Origin of the sequence: Ancylobacter moscoviensis, from assembly GCF_007559435.1 — a bacterium.
In the GTDB taxonomy this organism is placed as follows: Bacteria; Pseudomonadota; Alphaproteobacteria; order Rhizobiales; family Xanthobacteraceae; genus Ancylobacter; species Ancylobacter moscoviensis.
On sequence record NZ_VMBP01000004.1, the window covers coordinates 343682 to 366971 of the forward strand.

The 23290-nt window shown below is 67.1% G+C and carries 24 protein-coding genes and 2 tRNA genes; 7 read left to right on the forward strand and 19 right to left on the reverse strand.

What is annotated here, in order from left to right; translation table 11 throughout:
• Nucleotides 1–7: 7 nt before the first annotated feature.
• The 8 genes from era to rpoZ all read right to left on the reverse strand — a co-directional run bounded on the left by era (nt 8) and on the right by rpoZ (nt 7148).
• Complete coding sequence (era, locus tag FO470_RS14045; protein ID WP_144343586.1) at nt 8–922, reverse strand: GTPase Era; 915 nt, start codon at nt 920–922, stop codon at nt 8–10.
• A complete protein-coding gene (rnc, locus tag FO470_RS14050; protein ID WP_144343587.1) occupies nt 919–1638 on the reverse strand; it encodes a ribonuclease III in 720 nt (239 codons plus the stop codon). The genes era and rnc overlap by 4 nt, the downstream gene beginning before the upstream one ends.
• Nucleotides 1635–2390 carry a signal peptidase I gene (lepB, locus tag FO470_RS14055; RefSeq protein ID WP_144343588.1) on the reverse strand — a complete coding sequence of 252 codons (756 nt, stop codon included), beginning with the start codon at nt 2388–2390 and terminating at the stop codon, nt 1635–1637. Before lepB ends, rnc begins: the two co-directional genes overlap by 4 nt.
• A gap of 122 nt (nt 2391–2512) precedes the next feature.
• The gene (acpS, locus tag FO470_RS14060) at nt 2513–2923 is read right to left on the reverse strand and encodes a holo-ACP synthase (RefSeq protein ID WP_144343589.1); all 411 of its coding nucleotides are present in this window, start codon (nt 2921–2923) and stop codon (nt 2513–2515) included.
• Between the two features lie 7 nt (nt 2924–2930).
• Nucleotides 2931–3707, reverse strand: coding sequence for a pyridoxine 5'-phosphate synthase (locus FO470_RS14065; RefSeq protein WP_144343590.1), 777 nt, complete (start codon nt 3705–3707; stop codon nt 2931–2933).
• Between the two features lie 5 nt (nt 3708–3712).
• A complete protein-coding gene (gene pyrE, locus FO470_RS14070) occupies nt 3713–4306 on the reverse strand; it encodes an orotate phosphoribosyltransferase (RefSeq protein WP_144343591.1) in 594 nt (197 codons plus the stop codon).
• A gap of 85 nt (nt 4307–4391) precedes the next feature.
• A complete protein-coding gene (locus tag FO470_RS14075) occupies nt 4392–6593 on the reverse strand; it encodes a RelA/SpoT family protein (protein ID WP_144343592.1) in 2202 nt (733 codons plus the stop codon).
• Between the two features lie 165 nt (nt 6594–6758).
• On the reverse strand, nt 6759–7148 hold the full coding sequence (gene rpoZ / locus FO470_RS14080; protein WP_144343593.1) for a DNA-directed RNA polymerase subunit omega: 390 nt from the start codon (nt 7146–7148) through the stop codon (nt 6759–6761).
• Between the two features lie 266 nt (nt 7149–7414).
• On the opposite strand from rpoZ, the gene FO470_RS14085 reads away from it, so the two are divergent.
• Both FO470_RS14085 and FO470_RS14090 read left to right on the forward strand, forming a co-directional pair.
• Nucleotides 7415–8038 carry a LabA-like NYN domain-containing protein gene (locus FO470_RS14085; protein WP_144343724.1) on the forward strand — a complete coding sequence of 208 codons (624 nt, stop codon included), beginning with the start codon at nt 7415–7417 and terminating at the stop codon, nt 8036–8038.
• A gap of 5 nt (nt 8039–8043) precedes the next feature.
• Nucleotides 8044–8715, forward strand: coding sequence for a uracil-DNA glycosylase (locus tag FO470_RS14090; RefSeq protein WP_144343594.1), 672 nt, complete (start codon nt 8044–8046; stop codon nt 8713–8715).
• A 12-nt stretch (nt 8716–8727) separates the two neighbouring features.
• Here FO470_RS14090 and epmA read toward each other — a convergent pair whose 3' ends face one another.
• A complete protein-coding gene (gene epmA, locus FO470_RS14095; RefSeq protein ID WP_144343595.1) occupies nt 8728–9771 on the reverse strand; it encodes an EF-P lysine aminoacylase EpmA in 1044 nt (347 codons plus the stop codon).
• 136 nt (nt 9772–9907) lie between these two features.
• On the opposite strand from epmA, the gene efp reads away from it, so the two are divergent.
• Nucleotides 9908–10477 (forward strand): elongation factor P, encoded by a 570-nt coding sequence (gene efp / locus FO470_RS14100; protein ID WP_144343596.1) that lies wholly within the window; start codon nt 9908–9910, stop codon nt 10475–10477.
• 113 nt (nt 10478–10590) lie between these two features.
• Here the strand turns inward: efp and smpB are convergent, their stop codons facing one another.
• Nucleotides 10591–11064 (reverse strand): SsrA-binding protein SmpB, encoded by a 474-nt coding sequence (gene smpB, locus FO470_RS14105; protein ID WP_144343597.1) that lies wholly within the window; start codon nt 11062–11064, stop codon nt 10591–10593.
• A 39-nt stretch (nt 11065–11103) separates the two neighbouring features.
• Nucleotides 11104–11994 (reverse strand): 4-hydroxy-tetrahydrodipicolinate synthase, encoded by an 891-nt coding sequence (gene dapA, locus FO470_RS14110; protein WP_144343598.1) that lies wholly within the window; start codon nt 11992–11994, stop codon nt 11104–11106.
• A gap of 346 nt (nt 11995–12340) precedes the next feature.
• On the opposite strand from dapA, the gene FO470_RS19785 reads away from it, so the two are divergent.
• Entirely contained in the window at nt 12341–14614 is a 2274-nt protein-coding gene (locus FO470_RS19785) for a lytic transglycosylase domain-containing protein (RefSeq protein WP_144343599.1), read from the forward strand.
• Between the two features lie 130 nt (nt 14615–14744).
• On the opposite strand, the gene FO470_RS19560 is transcribed toward FO470_RS19785, so the two are convergent.
• From FO470_RS19560 to FO470_RS14140, 6 genes are all read right to left on the reverse strand, one after another.
• Nucleotides 14745–14882: a hypothetical protein gene (locus FO470_RS19560; protein WP_186291962.1), complete on the reverse strand. Its 138-nt coding sequence runs from the start codon at nt 14880–14882 to the stop codon at nt 14745–14747.
• Between the two features lie 5 nt (nt 14883–14887).
• Nucleotides 14888–16993 carry a flagellar motor protein MotB gene (locus tag FO470_RS14120; protein ID WP_246659591.1) on the reverse strand — a complete coding sequence of 702 codons (2106 nt, stop codon included), beginning with the start codon at nt 16991–16993 and terminating at the stop codon, nt 14888–14890.
• A gap of 106 nt (nt 16994–17099) precedes the next feature.
• Nucleotides 17100–18359, reverse strand: coding sequence for an aminopeptidase (locus tag FO470_RS14125; RefSeq protein ID WP_144343600.1), 1260 nt, complete (start codon nt 18357–18359; stop codon nt 17100–17102).
• Between the two features lie 172 nt (nt 18360–18531).
• Nucleotides 18532–18837 (reverse strand): hypothetical protein, encoded by a 306-nt coding sequence (locus tag FO470_RS14130; RefSeq protein ID WP_144343601.1) that lies wholly within the window; start codon nt 18835–18837, stop codon nt 18532–18534.
• Nucleotides 18838–18967: 130 nt separating this feature from the next.
• A complete protein-coding gene (locus FO470_RS14135; protein WP_144343602.1) occupies nt 18968–19552 on the reverse strand; it encodes a nucleoside 2-deoxyribosyltransferase in 585 nt (194 codons plus the stop codon).
• An 87-nt stretch (nt 19553–19639) separates the two neighbouring features.
• A complete protein-coding gene (locus FO470_RS14140) occupies nt 19640–21133 on the reverse strand; it encodes an acetyl-CoA hydrolase/transferase family protein (protein WP_144343603.1) in 1494 nt (497 codons plus the stop codon).
• A gap of 342 nt (nt 21134–21475) precedes the next feature.
• Here FO470_RS14140 and FO470_RS14145 point away from each other — a divergent pair.
• The 3 genes from FO470_RS14145 to FO470_RS14155 all read left to right on the forward strand — a co-directional run bounded on the left by FO470_RS14145 (nt 21476) and on the right by FO470_RS14155 (nt 22008).
• Nucleotides 21476–21552, forward strand: a tRNA-Pro gene (locus FO470_RS14145).
• Nucleotides 21553–21600: 48 nt separating this feature from the next.
• The gene (locus FO470_RS14150) at nt 21601–21906 is read left to right on the forward strand and encodes an ETC complex I subunit (RefSeq protein ID WP_144343604.1); all 306 of its coding nucleotides are present in this window, start codon (nt 21601–21603) and stop codon (nt 21904–21906) included.
• A 25-nt stretch (nt 21907–21931) separates the two neighbouring features.
• Nucleotides 21932–22008, forward strand: a tRNA-Arg gene (locus FO470_RS14155).
• 121 nt (nt 22009–22129) lie between these two features.
• Here FO470_RS14155 and FO470_RS14160 read toward each other — a convergent pair.
• A complete protein-coding gene (locus FO470_RS14160; protein WP_144343605.1) occupies nt 22130–22642 on the reverse strand; it encodes a DUF192 domain-containing protein in 513 nt (170 codons plus the stop codon).
• Nucleotides 22643–22669: 27 nt separating this feature from the next.
• Nucleotides 22670–23272, reverse strand: a complete 603-nt coding sequence (locus tag FO470_RS14165; RefSeq protein WP_144343606.1) for a cold-shock protein — start codon at nt 23270–23272, stop codon at nt 22670–22672.
• Nucleotides 23273–23290 lie beyond the last annotated feature (18 nt).

Here is a 23290-nt window from a genome sequence, read left to right on the forward strand (position 1 = left end):
GGCGGCCTCAGTCGGATTGCGGGAAGTCGAGCCCCATCTCGCGGTAGCGTTCGGGGTCGTCGGCCCAGTTTTCGCGCACCTTCACGAAGAGGAATAGGTGCACCGGCGCCTCGACGATTTCGGTCAGCTCCTTGCGGGCGGCCATGGAGATCGCCTTGATGGTTTCGCCGCCCTTGCCGAGCACGATCTTCCGCTGGCTTTCGCGCTCGACGAAGATGGTCTGCTCGATGCGCACCGAGCCATCCTTGCGCTCCTGCCAGCTATCGGTCTCGACCGTCGAGCGGTAGGGCAGCTCCTCATGCAGGCGATGGAACAGCTTCTCGCGGGTGATCTCCGCCGCCAGCGAGCGCATGGGCGCATCGGAAATCTGGTCTTCCGGATAGAGCCAGGGACCGAGCGGCAGTGTCTGCGCAAGCCATTCGCGCAGCTCCTTGAGGCCGTCGCCGTTCTGCGCGGAGACCATGAACAGGCGGTCGAAGCTGATGAGCTCGGCCACCTTGGCGGCCAGCTCCAAGAGGCTGTCGCGCTTCACCAGGTCAATCTTGTTGAGCAGGATCGCCCGCGGCCGTTTTACGTCGGCGAGCCCCTTGATGATGGCCTCGACATCCTCGGTCAGGCCGGCACGCGCGTCGATGAGCAGCACGACGGCATCGGCATCGCCGGCCCCGCTCCAGGCGGAGCGGACCATGGCTTTCTCCAGCCGGCGCTTGGGGGCGAAAATGCCGGGCGTGTCGACGAGGATGATCTGCGTCGTGCCTTCGAGCGCGATGCCGCGCACCAGCGAGCGCGTGGTCTGCACCTTGTGCGAGACGATCGACACCTTGGTGCCGACCAGCGCATTGGTGAGCGTCGACTTGCCCGCGTTCGGCGCCCCGATCAGGGCAACGAAGCCGCAGCGCGTCTCTTCGGTGGTTTCGTTCATGAAGTAACCCGTTCGAGGAACGCCGCGGCGGCGGTCTTCTGTGCATTCTGCTTGGAGGTGCCGGTCGCCTCGACAGGCTCGTAGCCGGGCACCTCGACGGCAATTCGGAACTCGGGATTATGGTCGGGTCCCGAGCGATCGACCAGCCGGTAGTGTGGCGGCGGCAGTCCCCGCCCCTGCGCCCATTCCTGCAGCGCCGTCTTCGGATCGCGGGCCGAGCTGCCCGGAGTCGCCAGCCGTGGCCGCCAGAACCGTTCGATCAGCGCTTCCGCCGCCGGAAAGCCGGCATCGAGATAGACCGCCGCCAGCACCGCCTCGGCGACATCGGCGAGAATGGTGGAGCGATCGCGCCCGCCGGAACGCTCCTCGCCGGCGCCGAGGCGAAGATGCGGGCCCAGCCCCATCGCGCGGGCGACCTCGGCGCAGGCGTCCTCGCAGACGAGATCCGCCAGCCGCCGCGAGAGTTCGCCCTCCTCCGCATGCGGATAGGCGCGGTAGAGCATGTCGGAAACCACCAGCCCCAGCACGTGGTCGCCGAGAAACTCCAGTCGCTGGTAGGACCGCACGCGAGCGCGCGAGCCCTGAACCTCCGTCACGGAGCTGATATGGGTCAGTGCGAGACGCAGATGCGCGCGATCCGCGAAGCTGTGCCCGAGAGCCTCTTCGAGCGCGTCGAGGCCGATGTCGTCGGCGGGCCGCGCCTTGCTGCGCGTCATCGCACGAAGGAGAAGATGCGGTCCCAGCGCACCGTCCAAGGCCACTTCCAGAACTGCCAGGCGGCGTCGCCTTCCTTCACCGAGAAGAAGATGACCTGCGCCCGGCCGATGAGGTTCTCATAGGGCACGTAGCCGACCTGGCTGAGCACGCGGCTGTCGGTGGAGTTGTCGCGGTTGTCGCCCATCATGAAGTAGTGGTCGGCCGGCACCTTGTAGACCGGGGTGTTGTCGTAGAAGCCGTTGTCCACGAGATCGAGCGTGTAGTAGCTCACGCCGTTCGGCAGGGTCTCGGTCCAGCGCTTCACGCGCTCGACACGCCCGCCGCCCTCGTCGTCCATCCAGTAGCCGGCATCCTCGCGCTTCACCGGCTGGCCGTTGATGTGCAGCACGCCGCCGATCATCTGAATCTCGTCGCCGGGCAGGCCAATCACGCGCTTGATGTAATCGGTGCTCTCGTCGCGCGGCAGCTTGAACACCACCACGTCGCCGCGGTTCGGCGTCGAGCCGAGGATGCGCCCGTCGAAGAGCGGCGGCGAGAAGGGCAGCGAGAAGCGCGAATAGCCATAGCTGAACTTCGACACGAACAGATAGTCGCCGACGAGCAGCGTCTCCTTCATCGAGCCGGACGGGATGTTGAACGGCTGGAACAGGAAGGTGCGGATCAGGATGGCGATCAGGAACGCCTGGATGATCACCTTGACGGTCTCGCCGAGGCCGCCTTCCTTCTTCTTCGGTTCGGTCGTCGAAGTCATGTCGCCTTCCGGTGCGCTCGCGGCGCGGCATGCGCCGCGCAAGGCGGCCGTGCGGCTCCTATAACCGCTTGGCGAGGTCGCGGCAACGCGCGCCGCTCACGATCGCACGAGGTGACAGTACGTCAGCCACCGTCTTTTTTCGGTACGGCGCTGATGATGACGAAGGCCTGGGCCAGCGGACCGTCATCGGTGATGGTGAGGTCGATGCGCGCCTCGAAGCCTGCCGGCGTGATGGCGTCGAGCCGCACCTTCGCCCCGCCGGTCAGTGCCATGGTCGGCCTGCCGGACGGCATGTTGACCACGCCCATGTCCTTCCAGAACACGCCCTGCGCGAGGCCGGTGCCAAGCGCCTTGGCGCAGGCCTCCTTGGCGGCGAAGCGCTTGGCGTAGCTTTCGACGCGCCGGGCCCGCCGGTCGGATTTTGCGCGCTCGATCGGCGTGAAGACACGGTCGAGGAAACGCTCGCCATGGCGCTCCAGCACCTCGGCGACGCGCCGGGCGTCGGTGATGTCGGAGCCGATGCCGATGATCACGAGCGCCTCACGCCGCCTGCGGCGCGCCGAGACGCGCCCGCCCGCGCGACATCGCCTCGCGCATGTGCCGGATCGATTCCTCGAGCCCAGTGAAGATGGCCTCGCCGATGAGGAAGTGCCCGATGTTCAGTTCGCGCACGGAGGCGAGAGCGGCGATCGTCTCGGCCGTGGCGTAATCGAGGCCGTGGCCGGCGTGGATCTCCAGCCCGAGCTCGCTGCCCTGCACGGCCGCGCGCCGCAGACGGGTGAACTCGGATTCCGCCGCGTTCGCTTCGCCGGCAGTGAGGAAGTCGCACCAAGCTCCGGTATGAAGCTCGACGACCGCCGCGCCGATATCGGCTGCACGGGCGATCTGATCCTCGTCGGGGGCAACGAAGAGCGAGACGCGGATGCCGGCATGGCCGAGCTTCTCGACCTTGCGGGCGAGGTCGATGCCGCCGCCCAGCACGTCGAGGCCGCCCTCGGTGGTGCGTTCCTCGCGTCGCTCCGGCACGAGGCAGCAGGCATGCGGCTTCAGTTCCAGCGCCAGAGCGACCATCTCGTCAGTCGCCGCCATCTCGAAATTCAGCGGAACGGTCAGCACCTCGCGCAGGCGGCGCATGTCGGCATCGCGGATATGGCGACGATCCTCGCGCAGATGCGCGGTGATGCCGTCGGCGCCGGCCGCGCAGGCGAGCTGGGCCGCGCGCACCGGATCGGGCAGCGCACCGCCGCGCGCGTTGCGCACGGTCGCGACGTGATCGACGTTCACTCCGAGACGGATCGGCGGGACGATACGGGTCATGGCGGCTACGCCTTCGCGCCCTGGATGCCGCGGCTGCCGGGCTTCACCGGCGGCAGCGCCGCGAGTTCCGGCGGCAGGGCATCGGCCGGATAGGCGGGAATGTCGAGCTTGGCCAGCGAGACCAGCGGCACGCCGAGATCGGCCTTGCCGTTCGAGCGGTCGATCAGGCAGGCGGCACCCACGACGTTCTTCGTGTGCTCGGCGATGGCGGCAAGGCACTCGCGGGAGGAAAGACCGGTGGTCACGATGTCCTCGACCATCAGCACCTTCGCCTCCTCAGGGATGGCGAAGCCGCGCCGCAGCTGGAACCGGCCGTCCTCGCGCTCGACGAACACCGCCTTGGCACCGAGATGGCGTGCCGTCTCGTAGCCCGGCACGATGCCGCCGACCGCCGGCGAGACGACGTAGTCGATCTTGCCGAAGGCGGCCTCGGCCTTCTGCGCCAGCGCCTTGCAGAGCCGCTCGGTGCGCACGGGATCCTGGAAGATGAACATCTTCTGGAGGAAGACGGGACTGCGCAGGCCCGACGACAGAATGAAATGGCCCTCAAGCAGCGCACCGGCGGCACGGAATTCGGCCACGACCTCGTCTTGTGTCATCTGAATGCCCGGAAGTTTCTGAACGGTTGGGGTGATAGCCCATCCGCATTGCCGCGTCACGACCGATCCGCCCGGCGGGGCGGGTTCAGCCGTTGACGCGCTCGACGGATGAGACGACTTGGCGGGCCCTCAGATCGGCGATGATGCCATTGAGGTGGCGCAGATCGTAGACGCCGATGTCGATGACCATGCGCGTGAAATCCGCCGAGCGGGAGGACATGCGCAGATTCTCGATATTGCCGTCACGCTCGCCGATCACCTGCGCGATCTGCGCCAGCGAACCCGGCTCGTGGCTCGCCACCACGACGATCTGCACCGGGAAGCGCTGCGGGTCGTCCTCGTCCACATCCCAGCGCACGTCGAGCCAGCGTTCCGGCTCCTCCTCGAAGTCCTGCAGCGCCGGCGACTGGATCGGGTAGATGGTGATCCCCTCGCCCGGCGTCAGGATGCCGACGATACGGTCGCCGGGCACCGCGCCGCCATTCGGGGCGAAGCGCACTGGCAGCTCGCGGTTGATGCCGCGGATCGGGATGGCCGTCTTGGGATCGGGATCGCTCTCGATGCCAGGGATCTTGAACTTGAGGCTCTGGCCCTTCTCCAGCTCGAACCAGCCTTCGCCCTTGAGCGCCGCGCGCTCCTCGGGGCGCGGGCCGGTCCATTCCGGGTAGATCGCCTTCACCACGTCGTCCGAGCGCATCTCGCCGCGCCCGACGGCGGCATAGACGTCCTCGGTCGAAGGGCGCGCCAGGCGGCCGATCGCGCTGGCGAGCTTTTCCTCGGAGAAGACCTTGCCGGCGCGCACCACGGCCCGCTCGACGATCTTCTTGCCGAGCCCGGCATATTGCGCGCGCACCGCCGCCCGGGTGGCGCGGCGGATCGCGGCGCGGGCCTTGCCGGTGACGACGATGGATTCCCATGCCGCCGGCGGTGTCTGGCCGGCCGCGGTGATGATCTCCACCTCGTCGCCGTTCTGCAGCTCGGAAACCAGCGGCGATACCTTGCCGTTGATCTTGGCGCCCACCGCCCGGTCGCCGACGCCGGTGTGGACGGCGTAGGCGAAGTCGATCGGCGTCGCCCGGCGCGGCAGGGTGATGAGGCGCCCCTTGGGCGTGAAGCAGAAGACCTGGTCGTGGAACAGCTCAAGCTTCGTGTGCTCGAGGAACTCCTCCGGGCTCGACCCTTCCGCCAGCAGTTCGATGGTCCGCCGCAGCCATCCATAGGCGTTGGAGTCGCGGGTCAGCACGTCGGGGCCGCCATTGTCCTTGTAGAGCGCATGCGCCGCGATGCCGTACTCGGCGATCTCGTGCATCTGGCGGGTGCGGATCTGCAGCTCGACGCGCTGGCGGCCCGGTCCGACGACGGTCGTGTGGAGCGAGCGGTAGTCGTTCTGCTTCGGCGTCGAAATGTAGTCCTTGAAGCGGCCGGGCACGAGCGGCCACTTGGTATGGACGACACCGAGCGCGGCGTAGCAGTCCTCGACCTTCTCCACGAGGATGCGGAAGCCGTAGATGTCGGAGAGCTGTTCGAAGGCGATCGATTTCTGCTCCATCTTCCGCCAGATCGAATAGGGCCGCTTCTCGCGTCCCCTCACGATGGCGGCGATGTCCTTGTGAGCGATGGCGTCCGAGAGCTCACGCTCAATCGCCGCGACCAGCTCGCCGTTCTTCTCCTTCAGCGCCTGCAGGCGGCTGCGGATGGACTCATAGGCCTCCGGCGAAAGCTGGCGAAACGACAGGTCCTCCAGCTCCTCGCGCATGTCGTGCATGCCCATGCGTCCCGCGAGCGGCGCATAGATGTCGAGCGTCTCCTGCGCGACGCGCGAACGCTTCTCCTCCGGCACCCATTTCAGGGTGCGCATGTTGTGCAGCCGGTCCGCGAGCTTGACCAGCAGCACCCGCACATCGTCGGCGATGGCCAGCAGCAGCTTGCGCAGGTTCTCGGCCTGCTTGGCCTGCTTGGAGACGAGATCGAGCTTCTTGATCTTGGTGAGGCCCTCGACCAGCGCGCCGATCTGCGGGCTGAAGAGCCGGTCGATCTCCTCGCGGGTGGCGTCGGTATCCTCGATGGTGTCGTGCAGCAGAGCCGCGACGATAGTGGCGTCGTCGAGCTTCAGGTCTGTCAGGATGGCCGCGACTTCGAGCGGATGCGAGAAGTAAGGATCGCCCGAGGCGCGTTTCTGCGTGCCGTGGGCGCGCATTGCATAGACGTAAGCGCGGTCAAGCAGCGCTTCGTCGGTATTGGGATTGTACCGGCGCACGCGCTCGACGAGCTCGTACTGCCGCATCATGACAGGGACTCGCGAGAATGGTCGGCCGACAGGGCCGATCCGCTAGATATCATCCGCGGCGCCCGGCCGCGCAAGCCGCATGTCGCGGAAAAGGCAGGAGAACTCGGCTCCAAAACGCAAACGGCCCGGCACAGGGCCGGGCCGCTCGATCGGATCGATGGTCGATCAGCCTTCGTCGTCGTCGCTCGGCTCCGGCGGCACGAGACCCTGAAGACCGGCGAGCAGCTCTTCCTCGGTCATGCGGTCGAGCATGATGTCGGAATCGTCCGCGCCTTCCGAGCCGCCCGAAGCGATCATCGGAACGGTCTCGGGCTCCGGCTCGTCCACCTCGGTGAACTTCTGGAGCGAATGGATCAGCTCTTCCCGCAGGTCTTCCGGCGAAATCGTCTCGTCGGCGATCTCGCGCAGAGCCACAACGGGGTTCTTGTCGTTGTCGCGGTCGACCGTGATCGGCGAACCCGACGCGATCATCCGGGCGCGGTGGCCGGCAAGAAGAACGAGCTCGAAGCGATTGTCGACCTTGTCGATGCAGTCCTCGACGGTGACGCGAGCCATGCCTCGGCACTCCTGACGGTGTAAGGGAAGCGGCCTCCTTAAACCAATGCGGACGATGGAGCAAGCCTTGCGTGCGGCGGCGCATCAACCTGCGCGGCAAACGAGGCGACGGCGGCTTTTCGCTGTCCACCACAAAACGCACGACGGTCCGCCGCTTCGTCTCGCGGGTGCCACAAATGGGCTATGTCTATGGCGGGGGAAGGCGGCGTGCTTCGCGGTGCGCCGCAACATGTTTCAACCCCTCTTGTCCCCGGGTATTGCCTCGTATGGTTCAGGGTATGGAAAAGATCGCGCTTTTCATTGACGGCGCCAACCTCTATTCAGCCACCAAGTCGCTCGGTTTTGATATTGATTACAAGCGTTTGCTGAAGGAATTTCAAGGTCGCGGCTACGTCCTGCGGGCCTTCTATTACACGACGTTGGTCGAGGATTCCGAGTACTCATCGATCCGCCCGCTGCTCGACTGGCTCGATTACAATGGCTATTCGGTCGTCACCAAGCCGGCGCGCGAATTCACCGACAGCCAGGGCCGCCGGCGTGTGCGGGGCAACATGGACATCGAGTTGGCGGTCAACGCCATGGAGCTCGCCTCCCATGTCGACCATATCGTGATCTTCTCCGGCGACGGCGATTTCCGCTCGCTGGTGGAAGCGATCCAGCGCAAGGGCGTCCGGGTCACCGTGGTCTCCAGCATCCACACCCAGCCGCCGATGATCGCCGACGAACTGCGCCGGCAAGCGGACGTGTTCCTCGACCTCGTCGACCTCCAGTCCCGCGTCGGTCGCGACCCGGCGGATCGTTCCGGCCGCATGCAGGAGACACCGCGCTTTCTGGAGCGCCGCGCGGCGCCGCCGGCGGCTGACGAAAACGACGAGATGTCGGATTCCTGACGAAGATGGCCACTCCCGCGCGCGAACGGCTTGCCCCGGCCGAGGCCGAGCCGGACCGGGACTGCCCGCTCTGCCCGCGCCTTGTCGCCTTCCGCGAGCACTGGCGCGCGCAGGAGCCGTCCTGGCACAACGCGCCCGTGCCCTCTTTCGGCCCGGTCGACGGCCGGCTTCTCATCGTCGGGCTGGCGCCCGGCCTGCGCGGAGCCAACCGCACGGGACGGCCCTTCACCGGCGATTATGCCGGCGAACTGCTTTATTCGACGCTGATCCGCTTCGGTTTCGCCACCGGCACCTTCGAGGCGCGGCCGGACGATTCGCTGCGGCTGGTCGATTCGCGCCTCACCAATGCCGTGCGCTGCGTGCCGCCGGAGAACAAGCCGACCACCGAGGAGATGCGCACCTGCCGCCCCTTCCTCGCGGCCACCATCGGCCTGCTGCCGCGGCTCAGCGCCATCGTGGCGCTGGGCAAGATCGCGCATGACCAGGTGCTGGCCGCCCATGGCGAGAAGCTCTCGCGGCACAAATTCGCCCATGGCGCGGTGCACCGGCTCGGCGAGGTGGTGCTTTTCGACAGCTACCACTGCTCCCGCTACAACACGAACACCGGCGTGCTGACGCCGGAGATGTTCCATGCCGTGTTCGCCAAGGTGCGCGCCCATATCGACGCGCTCGGCTGAGCGGCGGAAAACTCAGGGCGCCACGGGCGCCCAGAGTACATCCTCGATCCGCCGCGCACCCGCTGCGAGCATCACGAGCCGGTCGAATCCCAGCGCGATACCCGAGGCTTCCGGCATGACCACCAGCGCGGCGAGGAAGTCCTCGTCGATCGGGTAGCGCTCGCCATAGATGCGCTCCTTCTCGTCCATCCACTGCACGAAGCGGCGGCGCTGCTCGGCGGCGTCAGTCAACTCGCCGAAGGCATTGGCGAGTTCGACGGCGCCGACATAGAGTTCGAAACGCTCGGCGACACGTGGGTCGGTCGGCTTCGGCCGCGCCAGCGCCGCCTCCGAGATCGGGTACTCGCACAGGATGGTCGGCCGCCCAATGCCGAGATGCGGCTCGACCTTCTCGACCATGACCCGGGTGAAGACATCCGCCCAGCCGTCATCCGCCGCCACGCGGATGCCGCGCGCCTGCGCCGCGTGCCAGAGCGTGTCGCGGTCGTTGCCGTCGGCGCCGACGCTTGCCATCAGATCGATGCCGGCGAAACGGTCGAAGGCTTCCGCCACGGTCAGCCGCTCCGGGGCCTCGCCGACATCGCAGACATGTCCGCCGAAATGGAACTCCCGCGCGCCGACCGCCTCGGCGGTGATCGCCAGCAGGGTCGTGCAGTCGCGCATCAGCGCCTCATAGCCCTCACGAGCGCGATACCATTCCAGCAGGGTGAATTCGGGATGATGCAGCGCCGTACGCTCGCCGTTGCGGAATACGCGAGCGAAAGTGAAAAGCCGCCGCTCACCCGCCGCCAGCAGCTTCTTGGCGGTGAATTCCGGCGAGGTGTGCAGATAGCGCGGCGCGCGCGCCCCGTCCGGCCCCTCAAGTTCCGTGGCGAAGGCTTTCAGATGCGTCTCGTTGCCCGGCGAGACCTGCAGGATCGGTGTTTCCACCTCGATGAAGTCGCGTGCAGTGAAGAACGCGCGCAGCGCGCCCTGGATTCGCTGGCGGGCCAGCAGGAACGGGCGCCGGTCGGCGTGGCGCTCGGGCGACCACCAGGGAGAGGCGGAAAGGGACATTGGCGATCCTCCGACAGTTCTCTTCGGTTGGCGCGGGTGGGGTTGGCGGATGGCGGGGGCGCTTGTATAGGAGGCGCCCAACGGAATCCCACGGTGCCCCGCGCGATGTGGCGCACCCAACAGCCAGAGGACCGCAATGGTCAAGGTCATCGCCAGCACGCTGCGCAAGGGCAACGTGGTCGATATCGACGGCAGGCTCTATGTCGTGCTCACCGCCGACAACATTCATCCCGGCAAAGGCACGCCGGTCACGCAGCTCGACATGCGCCGCATCTCCGACGGCACGAAGATCTCGGAGCGCTACCGCACGACCGAGCAGGTCGAGCGCGCCCATGTCGAGGACCGTCCCTTCACTTTCCTCTATTCGGACGGTGAAGGCTATCACTTCATGAACCCCGAGACTTATGATCAGGTCGCGGTGCAGCCGGACGTGATCGGCGACCAGGCGGCCTATCTGCAGGAAAGCATGCAGGTCATGCTTTCCGTCCACGAGGGCAACGCCATCGCCATCGAGCTGCCCCAGCGCGTGGTGCTCGAAGTGGTCGATACCGAGCCCGTCGTGAAGGGCCAGACTGCCTCCTCCTCCTACAAGCCGGCGGTGCTGTCCAACGGCGTGCGTTCGGCGGTACCGCCGCATGTCGGCATCGGTACCCGCATCGTGGTGATGACCGCCGACGGCTCCTATGTCGAGCGCGCCAAAGACTGAGGCTGGTCTCCGACATTTCGAATCAAAAAGCCCGGCCAAGTGCCGGGTTTTTCTTTTGAATTCGGCGTTCTGGGTAGCGCCATGGCCGGGACGACGGCGAGATCGGGCGCCCTCTATCCCCGGTCGCGCATCAGCCGCTGCTTGTCGCGCGCCCAGTCCTTCTCCTTGAGCGCCTCGCGCTTGTCGTGCGCCTTGCGGCCGCGGGCGATGGCGAGCTCGACCTTTGCGCGGCCCTGCTCGTTGAAATAGATGCGCAGCGGCACCACGGTCATGCCCTCGCGCTCCACCGCCTGCCAGAGCTTGGCGATCTCACGCTTGTGCATCAGCAGCTTGCGCGGCCGGCGCGGCTCGTGGTTGAAGCGGTTCGCCTGCAGATATTCCGGGATGAAGGAATTGTAGAGGATGGCCTCGCCGGTCTTGGCGGAGACATAGCTCTCCGCCACCGTCGCCTTGCCGCCGCGCAGGCTCTTCACCTCCGTGCCGGAGAGCGCGATGCCGGCCTCGAACACCTCACCGATGTCGTAGTCGAACCGTGCCCGCCGATTGTCGGCGACGACCTTGCGTGTCTGTGATTTTTTCTCGGCCATCGCTGTTGCTCCGAACCGGAGCGAACGCCCCGATCTAGGTCAGTTGAGCAGTCCGGCGTGGCGCATGGCCGCGCGGACGGTTTCCTTGGTCTTGTCGGTGACGGGCACCATGGGCAGGCGCGCCTCGTCAGCGATCTTGCCGAGGACGCTCAGCGCATATTTGGTGGGGCTCGGGTTGGTTTCAACGAACAGCGCCTGGAACAGCGGGAACAGGCGATCCTGCAGCTCCAGCGCCTTGCTGTAGTCGCCGGCGATGCAGGCGTTCATCAGGTCGGAGCAGAGGCGCGGGGCCACGTTGGAGGCGACCGAGATGCATCCGTCGCCGCCATGGGCCATGAAAGCCAGCGCCGTGGCATCCTCGCCGGAGAGCTGGTTGAAGCTCGGCCCCATCGCCTGACGCTGCATGCTGACGCGGGCGAGATTGGCGGTCGCGTCCTTCACGCCGGCAATGTTCTTCAGCTCGGACAGCCGGGCCATCGTCTCCACCGACATGTCGACCACCGACCGGCCGGGGATGTTGTAGATGTAGATCGGAATACCGACCGCATCGTTGATGGCCTTGTAGTGCTGGTACAGGCCCTCCTGCCCCGGCTTGTTGTAGTAGGGCGTGACGACGAGCACCGCGTCGGCGCCGGCCTTCTCGGCATGGCGCGCGAGGTCGATGGCCTCGATGGTGTTGTTCGAGCCGGCGCCGGCGATCACGGGCACGCGGCCGCGCGCCTGCTCGACGGTCCATTCGACCACGAGCTTGTGCTCGTCATGCGAGACCGTCGGGCTTTCGCCCGTCGTGCCGACGGGCACGAGGCCGTGGATGCCTTCCTCGATCTGCCAGTCGACGAGGTCCCGGAACGCTTTCTCGTCCAGCGCGCCGTCGCGGAACGGCGTCACGAGCGCCGTAAAGGATCCACGGAAGGGCAGCGAATGGGGCATGGAGCGCTCCTGAAGCTTTTCTCGTCGTTCTCGCGCACCATAACCGGCATGGCGCAGCAAAGGGGCCATCAGATATCGCGTCGGCGGCGCCGAAGAAAGAACATTGTTGGCGCACCGACCCGCGGCGCCTTGGCAGAGCCGGCCGGGTGCGGCACCCTGCCCCGGTTTCGCCGGGTTGATCGCCTATTGGCCAAGACAAGCGCAGCGGTTGAGCATAGGCTGGGCGCAAGCGTGGGGTTGTGGTTAGCAATTCGTCAATAAGATCGCGGGACAACAGATAGGTATGGTCCTGCCTGCACCGTCGCAGGATCACACGTCGTCTGTTGGGCGGGAAATGCGAGAACCCATGAGCGAGTCCGAGAACGAATATGCGGTCCAGCGTCGCCGGACGGGCGGCCTGATTCTGCCGCTCGCCGCCGCACTGCTGCTGGGCTCCGCCTCGCTCCTGACACCCGTCGCTTCCTCCGTCGTCCACGCGACGCCGGTGCCGACACCGGCCCCCAAGCCCGGCGCAAAGCCGGTGGCGAAGCCTTCGACCGCCAGCAAGGACAAGGCGAGCGGCAAGACCGCGGCCGCCAAGCCGGCGCCGAAGCCGAGCGCCAAGCCGACGGCCGCCGCGACGCCTGCGGCGAAGCCCACCATCACGCCCTCCCCCAAGCTCACGGCCGCTTCTGCCGCCTCCGCCGGTGCGGCGAGCCTGATGCCGACGCGCGTGCTGGGCGGTGCGTCCGGAGATCTCCAGCAGGCGGTGAGTCTGGTGGAGAAGGGGCAATCCGCCCAGGCGCTGGCCATGGCCGATTCCATGCGCGATCCCGGTGCCCAGGCGCTCGTACGCTGGCTGGCGCTGCGCGTCACCGCGCGCGACGTCGGCTTCGACCGGGCCGTCGCCATCCTGCGCGCCCACCCCACCCTGCCGACGCCCGTCGTGCTGCGCCGCCGGCTCGAATATCTGCTCTACGTCGAGAACAAGGATCCGCAGACGATCCTCAGCTTCTTCGCCGAGCAGGCGCCCTATTCCGGCGAGGGCAAGATCGCGCTCGCCCGCGCGCTGTTCGCCGCCGGCGACCAGAAGGCTGGCGCGGCGTGGCTGCGCAATGCGTGGCAGGAGGATCCTCTGTCCGCCGACACCGAATCGACGGTGATGGTGGAGTTCGGCGGACTGCTGACGCGCGGCGACCACAAGCGCCGGGCCGACAAGCTGCTCTATGCCGAGGATGCCGAACGTGGCCTGCGCGCCGCGCAGCGCGCCGGGGACGACGTGGTCGCCCTCGCTCGTGCCCGTATCGCGCTGGCTTCCGGCAAGGGCGACGTCGCCAAGGCCCTCGCCTCCGTGCCGATGTCGCTGCGCTCCGACCCGGCCTATCTCTATACGCTCGCCAAGGTGCAGCGCCGCAAGGACGACCATGCCGGCGCGGCGCGCACGCTGGCCAGCGCGCCGAAGGACGCCGATGTTCTGGTCGATCCGGATGAGTGGTGGATCGAGCGTCGTCTCGTCGCCCGCGGCCTGCTCGACAAGGGCGATGCCCGCGGCGCCTACAAGGTCGCCCGCGACGCGGCGGTGCCGGATGACGAGCATCTGCGCGCCGAGCAGCAGTTCACTTCTGGCTGGATCGCGCTGCGCTTCCTCAACGATCCGAAGACCGCGCTCCAGCATTTCTCCAAGATCCCTGAGCGGCAGACCCACCCGGCGACCGTTTCGCGCGGCTATTACTGGCAGGGCCGCGCGCTCGAGGCGATGGGGTCCACCGCCAATGCCCGGGCACAGTACGCCGCCGCGGCCGAATACGGCACGGCCTATTACGGCCAGCTCGCCAGCGCGCGGCTGGGCAATTCCCGTGTGCGGATCAATGCCGCGCCGGCAGCCTCGGCCGCCCAGCGTACCGCCTTCTCGCGCGATGAAGGCGTGATGATCTTTAAGCTGCTGGACCGGCTGGACAAGTCCGCGCTGTCGCTCGCCCTTGCCTACGATCTCGCCGAGCGTCTGCCGGATTCCGCCCAGCTCGGCTTGCTGGCCGAACTCGCCAAGCAGCAGGGCGACGCTCGCGCGATGACGACGATCGGCAAGGTCGCGCTCAATCGCGGCATTCCGTTGGAGGCCGAGGCCTATCCCACCATCGGCATCCCGAACTACCAGCCGATCACCACCGACGTGGACCGGTCGCTGGTCTATGCTATCGCCCGGCAGGAAAGCATGTTCAACCCGTCGGCGGTTTCGCGGGCGGGCGCGACGGGCCTGATGCAGGTCATGCCGGCGACCGGACGCACCATCGCCCAGCGCACCGGCGCCGCCTACGATCCCAAGCGGCTGAGCCACCCGACGGTCAACGTCCAGTTCGGCGCCGCCGAGCTGCGCAGCCTGCTGGACAACTACCAGAACAACTACGTGCTGACCTTCGCCGGCTACAATGCCGGACGGGGCAACGTCTCCAAGTGGATCGCCCAGTATGGCGACCCGCGTGACCCCTCGGTCGATCCCATCGACTGGGTGGAGCGCATCCCCTTCTCCGAGACGCGCAATTACGTTCAGCGCGTGATGGAGAACGCTCAGGTCTACAAGTCACGCTTCGGAACGCGCGACACCCTGCAGATCGAAGCCGACCTGCGCGGCTCCCGCTTCTGAGGCGGGACCGATAGATAGGGTAATCAGCCGGCGCGACGCTGCGTGATCACGCGTCGGAGCCAGCAGCCGCCGATACAGCCGACAAGATAGGCCGCCGTCAGCAGAATGGCGACGTCGATGGCGAAGGAGGTCACGATACCGCCTCCTCCGCCTCGACGGGGGCCGCCTTGCGCCGCGCCGGTTTGCAGCCGCCGAACCATCCGGTAACGAGCCCGATGGCGAGTGCGCCGAGGAGATAGGGCCACAATTCGAGCGCCAGGAACCACATCGGCGTCACCTCACGATCAGCTGGATGCCGGGCTCGCCGATACGGCCCGGTACGGTGGCCTGCGCGGCAAGCGCCGGGCGCTCCCCGGTGGCGAGGCGGTCCGGCGCGATGCCGGCGCCCGCCAGATACTTCGTTACCGATTGCGCCCGTCCCGCCGCCAGCGCGGCGCTGGCTTGCGGCTGCCGGACGGCGATCTCGATCATCGAATCCGAGCAGCTGGCCGCGACGGACGCCACATGGTCGAGCAGCCCATAGCTCGCCGGATCGATACGCGTGCCGTCATCGAGAAAGGCGATGGTGCCTTTCTCCAGCAGGTCGTCGATCGCCTTCTGGCAGGCGGCACGGTCGACCATCGGGTGTGGCGCCGCCACCTCAAGACCGACATCGAGCGAGAAGCCCGAGGGAAGCGCCGAAGCCAGCGTCGAACGAATCGACGCCACAGCCGCCGGATAGAGCGCCGCGCCGGTCACTCGCAGCCTGCCGTCATCGAAGCGGGCCTCACCCGTCTCCAGACGCGAGAGCTGGCGCATGGCGGCCATCGCGGCGGCCGTGAAGCCCTGAGGCGCGCCCTGCGCCACGGCCGAGACGTCGTTCACCGGCGCCCCGAGGAACTGTGCCTTTGCCGCGGCGACTAGCCGTTCGTGCTCGGTCGGCGACGGGAAGAAGCCGGAAATCGTCAGCCCATCGGCATCCTTGCGCAGGCTGAAGACATAGGGCGAGACCACTGGGGGGCGCACATCCGCCCGTAGCGTGAAGCCACGCGGCGGTGATTGCGCGAGTGCGGCGAGCACCGTGTTGAAAGCGGCCGAATCCTGCGCCTCGCCGGAAACCGAGAGCGTGGTGCCGTCGCCGCGCACCGCCCCGGTCAGCAGTTTCGAGAGCTGGTCGATGCCGAAGGCCGTCGCGGTGACCCAGGCTTCGGCCGCCGGGCCGCCCGAGGCGATCCGCATTTCGTCGCTCAAAGGCACGCCGGGCAGGTCGCCGCGTACCGCATCGAGCACGAGGCGCTTGGCGTCCTCGGAAGGCGCATAGCCGGTCAGGCGCACGCCGTTGGCGTTGCGCTGAACGCTCCAGATAAACGGGTTGGCGGTCGGCGGCTCCACGGCGAAGCGCGTCAGCGTGTAGCCTTCTGGCACACTGCGGCGCGCGCCGGCAAGCGCGTCATAGGCCGCGAAATCCGGCGCGCTACCCTCCACCGAGATGGTGGTGCCCGAGAGCGAGACCTTGCCGTTCGGCAGCCGCCCGAGCTGGCCAAGGGCGAAGGACACGGCCTTCAGCCAGCCCTCGGTCTGCGGCGCCCCGTCGGCCAGCCGCAGCCGGTCGGAGATCGCCGCGCCCGGCACCGCCGCGCGGACCATGTCGAGCAGGGAGCGACGTGCATCGCCGAGCGGGATGTAGCCAGACAGCGTCACGCCATCCGGCTCGCGCGAGGCCGACCAAACGAAGGGCGACACCGCCGGCGGCAACACCGCGAAGCGCGCCAGCTTGAAGTCGCCGGGCAGTTCGCTGCGCACCGTCACCTCGAGCGCGTCATAGGTCGTGAAGTCGGGCGCGCGCCCCTCGATCGAGAAGGCATCGTCGGAGATCGTGATGCGCCCGGACGGCATCTTGGCCAGTTGCCGGATGCCGAAGGCGACGACGCCGATGAAGTCGCCTGCCGGCACGCCACGGGCACGCACCAGCTCCTGATCGCCGCTCACCACGACGCCGGGCGCCATCTCGGCGGCGGCTTCGGCGATGCGGCGGCGGGCGTAGTTGGAAGGCACATAGCCTTCCAGATGCAGCTTGTTGCCGTCGCGGATGGCGCCGAAGGTGAACGGCCGGCGCTCGGGCAGCAGCGTCGTGCGATCCTCGACCAGACGCACGCCGGAAAGGCGACCGAGCTCGGCGCGCACCTTGATCCGCGCCTCCTCGGACAGCGCCTCGCCTTCGAGCACCGCGCTGCGCCCCTCAAAGCGCGCATGCGCCCAGGATTCGCCGATTTCGGACAGCAGCGCCTCGGCCCGGCTCGTCAGGTCATGCTCCACCGGAGCCCGGCCAAAGAAAATGGCGGCAGCGGCCAGCACGGCAAGGGCCGGCAGCCCCTTCCACCAGGCGCGCCAACGACACATCAGTCTGCCCTCCCGTCCGATGGCCGGATTCGACCGGCCACGAGGCGGCGCGACTTCATCATAGTTCGGCGGCATCAGGAAGCCGCCCGTTCCTGCCGGCGGACCATCAGGCCCATTCGCCCTTGCGCATCACCGGTTCGGCCTCGCCGGACGCGGTGATGCCGTCGACGTCCACCTCGCCGGAACCGATCATCCAGTCGATATGGATCAGGCTCGAATTCGCGCCGCGGGCCGCGAGTTCCTCCAGGGTGAGCGACGAGCCATTGATGAAGCACTTGCTGTAGGACTGGCCGAGCGCGATATGGCTGGCGGCGTTCTCGTCATACAGCGTGTTGTAGAACAGCAGGCCGCTCTTCGAGATCGGCGAGGAATGAGGCACCAGCGCCACCTCGCCCAGCCGGCGCGAGCCCTCGTCGGTATCGAGCACCTTGTTCAGCACATCGGCACCCGTGCGGGCCGTCGCCTCGACGATTCGGCCACCCTCGAACTTCACCGCGATGTCCTGGATCAGCGTGCCCTGGTAGGAGAGCGGCTTGGTGCTCGCCACATAGCCGTGCACCCGGTCCTTGTGCGGGGTGGTGAACACCTCCTCGGTCGGGATGTTGGCGTTGCAGACAATGCCGTTCTTGGCCGTCGAGGCCCCACCCGCCCATTCATGCTCGTCGGCGAGACCGACCGTGAGGTCAGTGCCGGGGCCGCGGAAACGCAACGCGGCATAGCGCCGGCCGTTGAGCCGGGCGGTGCTCGCCTGCAGCTCACGATTATGCGCCTCCCATGCGGCCACGGGATCGAGCGTGTCGACGCGCGAGGCGGCGAAGATGGCGTGCCAGAGCTTGGCGACCGCGATGTCCTCCGGGTCGTCCGGGAACATGGCCTTCGCCCAGGCGGGCGATGCGTAGGAGACGATCGTCCAGTTGATGTCAAAGCCCGCGATCAGCGAGAGCGCCGGCATATACGCCTTCGACCGGGCACGGTTCGCTCGCGAGACCTTCTCGGGATCCTCATGGGCGAGCAGCGAGGGATTCTCGCCGGAGATGGCAAGGCGCGCCGCACCGGACTTGAAAGCATTGGCCATGCCCTCATAGAGCCAGCCGGAGGCCGCGTCGAAGCTGTCGTCCGGCGCGTTGCGGAAGCGCATGAGGGTCGTCTCCTCGTCGCTGAACAGCGTCGTGACGAGGCTCGCGCCGGCCTTGTAGGCATGCTCGGTGATGCGCCGCACCAGCGGCAAGGCGTCGATCGAGGCGGTGATCACCAGTTCCTGCCCCGGACGCAGCCCGAGACCGACATGCACCGCCACCTGCCCCAGCCGGTCCAGCCTCTCCTCATGGGAAGACGTGTCGAGGGGAAACCCGGCGTGCTTGGTCATGTCTGTCTCCGAATGCTTGGCGTCGATCATCGCCATCCCGCGCCGCGTTCGGCGCCGGTCCGCAGCCGTCATTCAAGAGACCCCGGGCACCGCGCGTCAAGGTCGACACGATGCACGACGAAAAGGGCGGGCCGATGGCCCGCCCTTCACGAGGGTGCTGAGCGAAGCGGCATCAACGGCTGCTGCGCTCGTTGATACGCTCCTGATTGATGATGGCCTGATCGCCGGGCATGTACCAGGGATCGGCGTAGCTCGGCTCATAGCCGTAGCTCGGGCCCAGCGGCGCGGTCCGCATATAGCGGTTGCCGTAGACCACGACGCCGCGCGGCTCGGCCATGTAGACGTTGCGCCCCTCATAGACGGGGCCGCGATAGACCGGCCCGCCATACATCGGTTCGCGATATTGCGCCGTCGCGGTCGCCACGCCGGCGGCGGTGAGGATGCCGAGAGTGGCGGTAGCAAGAATCAGCTTGCGCATGATGTGTCTCCGTCTGTCACTCACGAGGCGGCAGGCAAGAAAATGCCCGCCGGTTCATGGGCAACAACGACGTCGGCGCGCTTAGGGTTCCGGTCACGACTTGTTGTGGTGGCGTCGCAGGCCCGAGCGGCTACCAGCCGACGATGCGGTTGACGATGGCGCCAGCGGCAAGCGCCGCCGCAAGACTGACGACGAGAGCGACGGCTACCGCCGCCCGCGTCATGCGCTGGAGCTGGCGATTCTTCACCGCGAATCCCAGCGCTCCCACGGCCTCGGCGATCGCTTCTTCCGCGCTGGCCCGGACCGGGCGGCCATTGGGTACGATCATCAGGTTCTCCGGCCTGCCGAAGTCCTCGATCAGATGTCCGTCACTGTCGCGCCCGTCGGGATTCGGCGGCAACCGCTCGGTCAGTGGGCGTGGATCGTCCGACCACAGGAAGGTCGGTTTGCCCTGCGCTTCCGCGTAGCCGATCTCGAACGCGGTGCCCGGATCCATATGGACGCCGCGAAAGGGCGAGATGTTGGCGACCAGGGCATCGGCCGCGTCGATCATGTCGATGCAGGCCTGACGGATGTCCACGCCCTCGGCATGGAGTGGAAACAGCCCCTCCGCCCCTGCGGCCTCACACAGCGCCACGAGCCGCGCACCCTCCTCGGCGGCGTCGGCACGGAACACTTCGGGTCCGGCGAGGTAGAGGCGAAGGCGTGCGGGCATGAGCTAAGGATTCGCGCGTCGGGGACAGGCGGCAGAGTTAGCCTTCCTGCCCCAAGGGGCGCAACAGCGTGAGCCGCTCGCCGGGAATCAGCCGGCGAGCATCGTCCCGCGCTCGCGCAGCCGCGCGTGCCAGCTCAGTGCTTCCTCGATCACGTGCGGAGTATGCCCGCCGCGCGCCAGTGCTCGCTGGAAATAGTCCGACAGCGCATCCCGATAGCTCGGGTGCACGCAGTTGGCGATGATGACCGCTGCCCGCTCCCGCGGCGCCAGTCCGCGCAGGTCCGCCAGTCCCTGCTCGGTCACTACCACGTCGACGTCATGCTCGTTGTGATCGACATGGCCGACCATCGGCACCACGCTGGAGATCGCGCCGTTCTTGGCGATCGACTTGGTAACGAAGACGGAGAGGTAGGCGTTGCGGGCGAAATCACCGGAACCGCCAATACCGTTCATCATGTGGGTGCCGCCCACATGGGTGGAGTTGATGTTGCCGTAGATGTCGAACTCCAGCGCCGTGTTGATGGCGATGACTCCGAGGCGGCGGATCACTTCCGGATGGTTGCTGATCTCCTGCGGGCGCAGGATGAGTTTCGGCTTGTAGCGGGCGAGATCCGGCAGCACTTCCTGATATTTGGCCTGCGACAGGGTGATCGACGAGCCGGACGCGAAGTCCATCTTCCCGGCATCGAAAAGGTCGAAGGTCGAATCCTGCAGCACCTCGGAATACATGGTGAGGTTGTGGAACGGGCTCTCGATCAGCCCGTGCATCACCGCATTCGCGATGGTGCCGATGCCCGCCTGCAGCGGCTGGAGCGTGTTCGTCAGCCGGCCGAGCTTCACCTCGCGCTTCAGCAGGTCGGTCAGGTGCCAGGCAATGGCCTTCGTCTCCTCATCCGGCGGCAGCACGGTGGAGGACGAATCGAGCTTCGAGGTGACGACGATAGCCGCGATCTTTTCCGGATCGACCGGGATGAACGGCAGCCCGACGCGATTTTCCGGCGCCACGACCGGAATGGGATGGCGCACCGGCCGGCGCGTCGGGATGTAGATGTCGTGCAGCCCTTCCAGCAACAGCGGCTGGGAGAGGTTGATCTCGACGATCACCTTCTTGGCCAGGATGGCGAAGCTCGCCGAATTGCCCACCGAGGTCGTAGGGATGATGCCGCCCTGCTCGGTGATCGCCACCGCCTCGATCACCGCCACGTCGACCGGGCCGAGCTGCTGCGTGCGCAGCAGTTCCACCGTCTCGGACAGATGCTGGTCGACGAACATCACCTCGCCGGCATTGATCGCCTTGCGGAGCGCCGGATCCGACTGGAACGGGATGCGGCGGGAAAGCACGTGAGCCTCGGCGAGTTGCTTGTCGAGGTCGTTGCCGAGCGAGGCGCCGGTGATGAGGGTGATCTTGAGCGGCTCGGTCTTCGCCCGCTGGGCCAGTGCCATCGGCACGGCCTTGGCCTCTCCCGCGCGAGTAAAGCCGCTCATGCCGACCGTCATGCCGTCGCGTATGTGCGAAGCCGCTTCTTCCGCGCTGACGACCTTGGCGAGAAGCGACGGCTGGCGGATACGCTCACGATGCATGACGGAAACCTTCCGTTTCGGAAAAACGACGTTCCGATAGCGCGCAGCCGCCTTGGCCGCGATTCGACTTTGGTGCCCCTCTCCACCCTGTCATGCGCGCGACGCAGGGCTCGCACTGGCCCGTTCCGGCGCGATCATTGGGGAAAGAGGCAGCAGGCGATCGCCTCATGGATCATCGTCCAGCCTACGACATGGCGAGGACGCGGGGCCCATCTTCTCCCGGGCTCGTGACGCCACTCCGGCACCGCTCTTGCCGCCGGCAGCGATTCTGTGCCATTTCATCGCCGCTGTAGCAGGCGTGCAGATTTCCAGAATCGAACATCTGTAACGTTTACACGGCGTCGGGGCATAGCGCAGCCCGGTAGCGCGGAAGTTTTGGGTACTTCAGGTCGCAGGTTCGAATCCTGCTGCCCCGACCATTCGGACGTGCGAAGCTGAGCGGCCCGTGGGGCGAGGGAGCGAAGGAAATGGTGGCACGCATCTACAAGCCGGCGCGCAACGCCATGCAGTCCGGTACGGCGAAGACCAAGCTCTGGGTGCTCGACTACGAGCCCGAACAGCCGCGTCAGGTCGAGCCGCTCATGGGCTACACCAGTTCCGGCGACATGAAGAGCCAGCTTCGCCTGCGTTTCGACACCAAGGAAGAGGCGATCGCCTACGCGGAGCGCCATGGCATCGCCTATCAGGTGCAGGAGCCGCAGGAGCCGATCCGGCGCCGCATCGCCTATGCCGACAATTTCAGCTTCCGCCGCGTCGGCCAGTGGACCCACTGACACGCGTCTGTTGCCGGTGGAGCGGGGCCGCGTAGCTCAGCTGGATAGAGCAGCCGCCTTCTAAGCGGCAGGTCGCTGGTTCGAGCCCAGCCGCGGTCGCCACTGCCTGCCTATATCACGACATGATCGCTCGTTTGCGCGCCGGGACCTTCGCCGACACGTTCCCGTCGAAGCCCGCCAGTGGAAGGTCCTGGATACCCCCTGGGCGCTGTGACGACTTCGGTTAGCCTCCGGCGAACAATCGATGTTCGATACGGTCGCCGACGGCGATGCCCCGTGCTTTCGCCGTGCCCGCTGGCAGTTCCAGCACTGCCCGCACCGGCGCGCCGGAGGAAATCGTGGCCGTCGAGAGGGGGACGGTGTTTGCCGCGATGCTGGCCACACGGCCATCGGAACGGATGAACACCATGTCGAGCGGTAAGTAGGTATTCTTCATCCACATATAGACCGGCTGATCGACCCCGAAGTCGAACAGCATGCCGGCGTTCGGGGCCAGTTCGGTGCGATACATCAGACCCTTGGACCGCTCGGCCGGCGTCACGGCGAGCTCGACCTCGAAGACCACCGGCCCCGCCTTGGTCGAGACGGTCAGCTTCTCGAAGCTGGCCGCCTGGGCGGACAACAGGGCGGCGAACAGCAACGTGACGGCGGCAAGGCCCGCCACGCACTGCCGGAGAAGGCCGGCATGCGGGAACACGGCGGCGCGTGCGCCAGCCACGGAACGGGCGATGATCATGCGGTCAATGGCGCGGCGAGCGCTTCCCTAGTGAGACGACGGCGTGGCGGCACCATCCGGCCGCACTTCGGCAGCCATAAGGCCTTTCGGCCCCGGCCCGAAACGCACCAGCACCATCTGGCCCGGCCGCAGCTCGGTCAGCCCATGGCGGCGCAGCGTTTCCATATGGACGAAGATGTCCTCGGTCCCCTCGCCGCGCGAGAGGAAGCCGAAGCCCCGCAGCCGGTTGAACCATTTCACCCAGGCGCGCTCGAAGCCGCCGACCGGCTGCACCGTCACATGGGTGCGCGCCTGCGGCAGCTGCGAATGATGAAGGGCGGTCGACTCGTCCATGGACAGCACGCGCAGCGCCTGGAAGCCGCGCTCGCGCGCCACCGCCTCGCACACCACCCGAGCGCCTTCCTGCGCCGTGTTGAAGCCGCCGCGCCGCAGGCAGGTCACGTGCAGCAGCACGTCGCCGCTGCCGTCATCCGGCACGACGAAGCCATACCCCTTGGAGACGTCGAACCATTTGATGGTACCGGCGATCTGGACGAGGCCGCCATCGGCACGATCGGCGACATCGGCGTCCTGGTCGAGCGCGTTCCGCGAGACCAGTCCCGTCCGTGGCAGAGAACCGTCCGATACCATCGGCTGTCTACCTCCAGG

Coding starts and splice junctions, on each gene's coding strand:
- FO470_RS14090 (WP_144343594.1), top strand. CDS start 8,044: ATGGCCACTCCCGCGCGCGAACGGCTTGCCCCGGCCGAGGCCGAGCCG.
- FO470_RS14065 (WP_144343590.1), bottom strand. CDS start 3,707: ATGACCCGTATCGTCCCGCCGATCCGTCTCGGAGTGAACGTCGATCAC.
- FO470_RS19560 (WP_186291962.1), bottom strand. CDS start 14,882: ATGTGGTTCCTGGCGCTCGAATTGTGGCCCTATCTCCTCGGCGCACTC.
- dapA (WP_144343598.1), bottom strand. CDS start 11,994: ATGCCCCATTCGCTGCCCTTCCGTGGATCCTTTACGGCGCTCGTGACG.
- FO470_RS14125 (WP_144343600.1), bottom strand. CDS start 18,359: ATGACCAAGCACGCCGGGTTTCCCCTCGACACGTCTTCCCATGAGGAG.
- FO470_RS14140 (WP_144343603.1), bottom strand. CDS start 21,133: ATGCATCGTGAGCGTATCCGCCAGCCGTCGCTTCTCGCCAAGGTCGTC.
- pyrE (WP_144343591.1), bottom strand. CDS start 4,306: ATGACACAAGACGAGGTCGTGGCCGAATTCCGTGCCGCCGGTGCGCTG.
- era (WP_144343586.1), bottom strand. CDS start 922: ATGAACGAAACCACCGAAGAGACGCGCTGCGGCTTCGTTGCCCTGATC.
- FO470_RS14130 (WP_144343601.1), bottom strand. CDS start 18,837: ATGCGCAAGCTGATTCTTGCTACCGCCACTCTCGGCATCCTCACCGCC.
- rpoZ (WP_144343593.1), bottom strand. CDS start 7,148: ATGGCTCGCGTCACCGTCGAGGACTGCATCGACAAGGTCGACAATCGC.
- FO470_RS14120 (WP_246659591.1), bottom strand. CDS start 16,993: ATGTGTCGTTGGCGCGCCTGGTGGAAGGGGCTGCCGGCCCTTGCCGTG.
- lepB (WP_144343588.1), bottom strand. CDS start 2,390: ATGACTTCGACGACCGAACCGAAGAAGAAGGAAGGCGGCCTCGGCGAG.
- FO470_RS14135 (WP_144343602.1), bottom strand. CDS start 19,552: ATGCCCGCACGCCTTCGCCTCTACCTCGCCGGACCCGAAGTGTTCCGT.
- FO470_RS14165 (WP_144343606.1), bottom strand. CDS start 23,272: ATGGTATCGGACGGTTCTCTGCCACGGACGGGACTGGTCTCGCGGAAC.
- FO470_RS14075 (WP_144343592.1), bottom strand. CDS start 6,593: ATGATGCGGCAGTACGAGCTCGTCGAGCGCGTGCGCCGGTACAATCCC.
- FO470_RS14160 (WP_144343605.1), bottom strand. CDS start 22,642: ATGATCATCGCCCGTTCCGTGGCTGGCGCACGCGCCGCCGTGTTCCCG.
- FO470_RS19785 (WP_144343599.1), top strand. CDS start 12,341: ATGAGCGAGTCCGAGAACGAATATGCGGTCCAGCGTCGCCGGACGGGC.
- FO470_RS14085 (WP_144343724.1), top strand. CDS start 7,415: ATGGTTCAGGGTATGGAAAAGATCGCGCTTTTCATTGACGGCGCCAAC.
- rnc (WP_144343587.1), bottom strand. CDS start 1,638: ATGACGCGCAGCAAGGCGCGGCCCGCCGACGACATCGGCCTCGACGCG.
- efp (WP_144343596.1), top strand. CDS start 9,908: ATGGTCAAGGTCATCGCCAGCACGCTGCGCAAGGGCAACGTGGTCGAT.
- FO470_RS14150 (WP_144343604.1), top strand. CDS start 21,601: ATGGTGGCACGCATCTACAAGCCGGCGCGCAACGCCATGCAGTCCGGT.
- smpB (WP_144343597.1), bottom strand. CDS start 11,064: ATGGCCGAGAAAAAATCACAGACACGCAAGGTCGTCGCCGACAATCGG.
- epmA (WP_144343595.1), bottom strand. CDS start 9,771: ATGTCCCTTTCCGCCTCTCCCTGGTGGTCGCCCGAGCGCCACGCCGAC.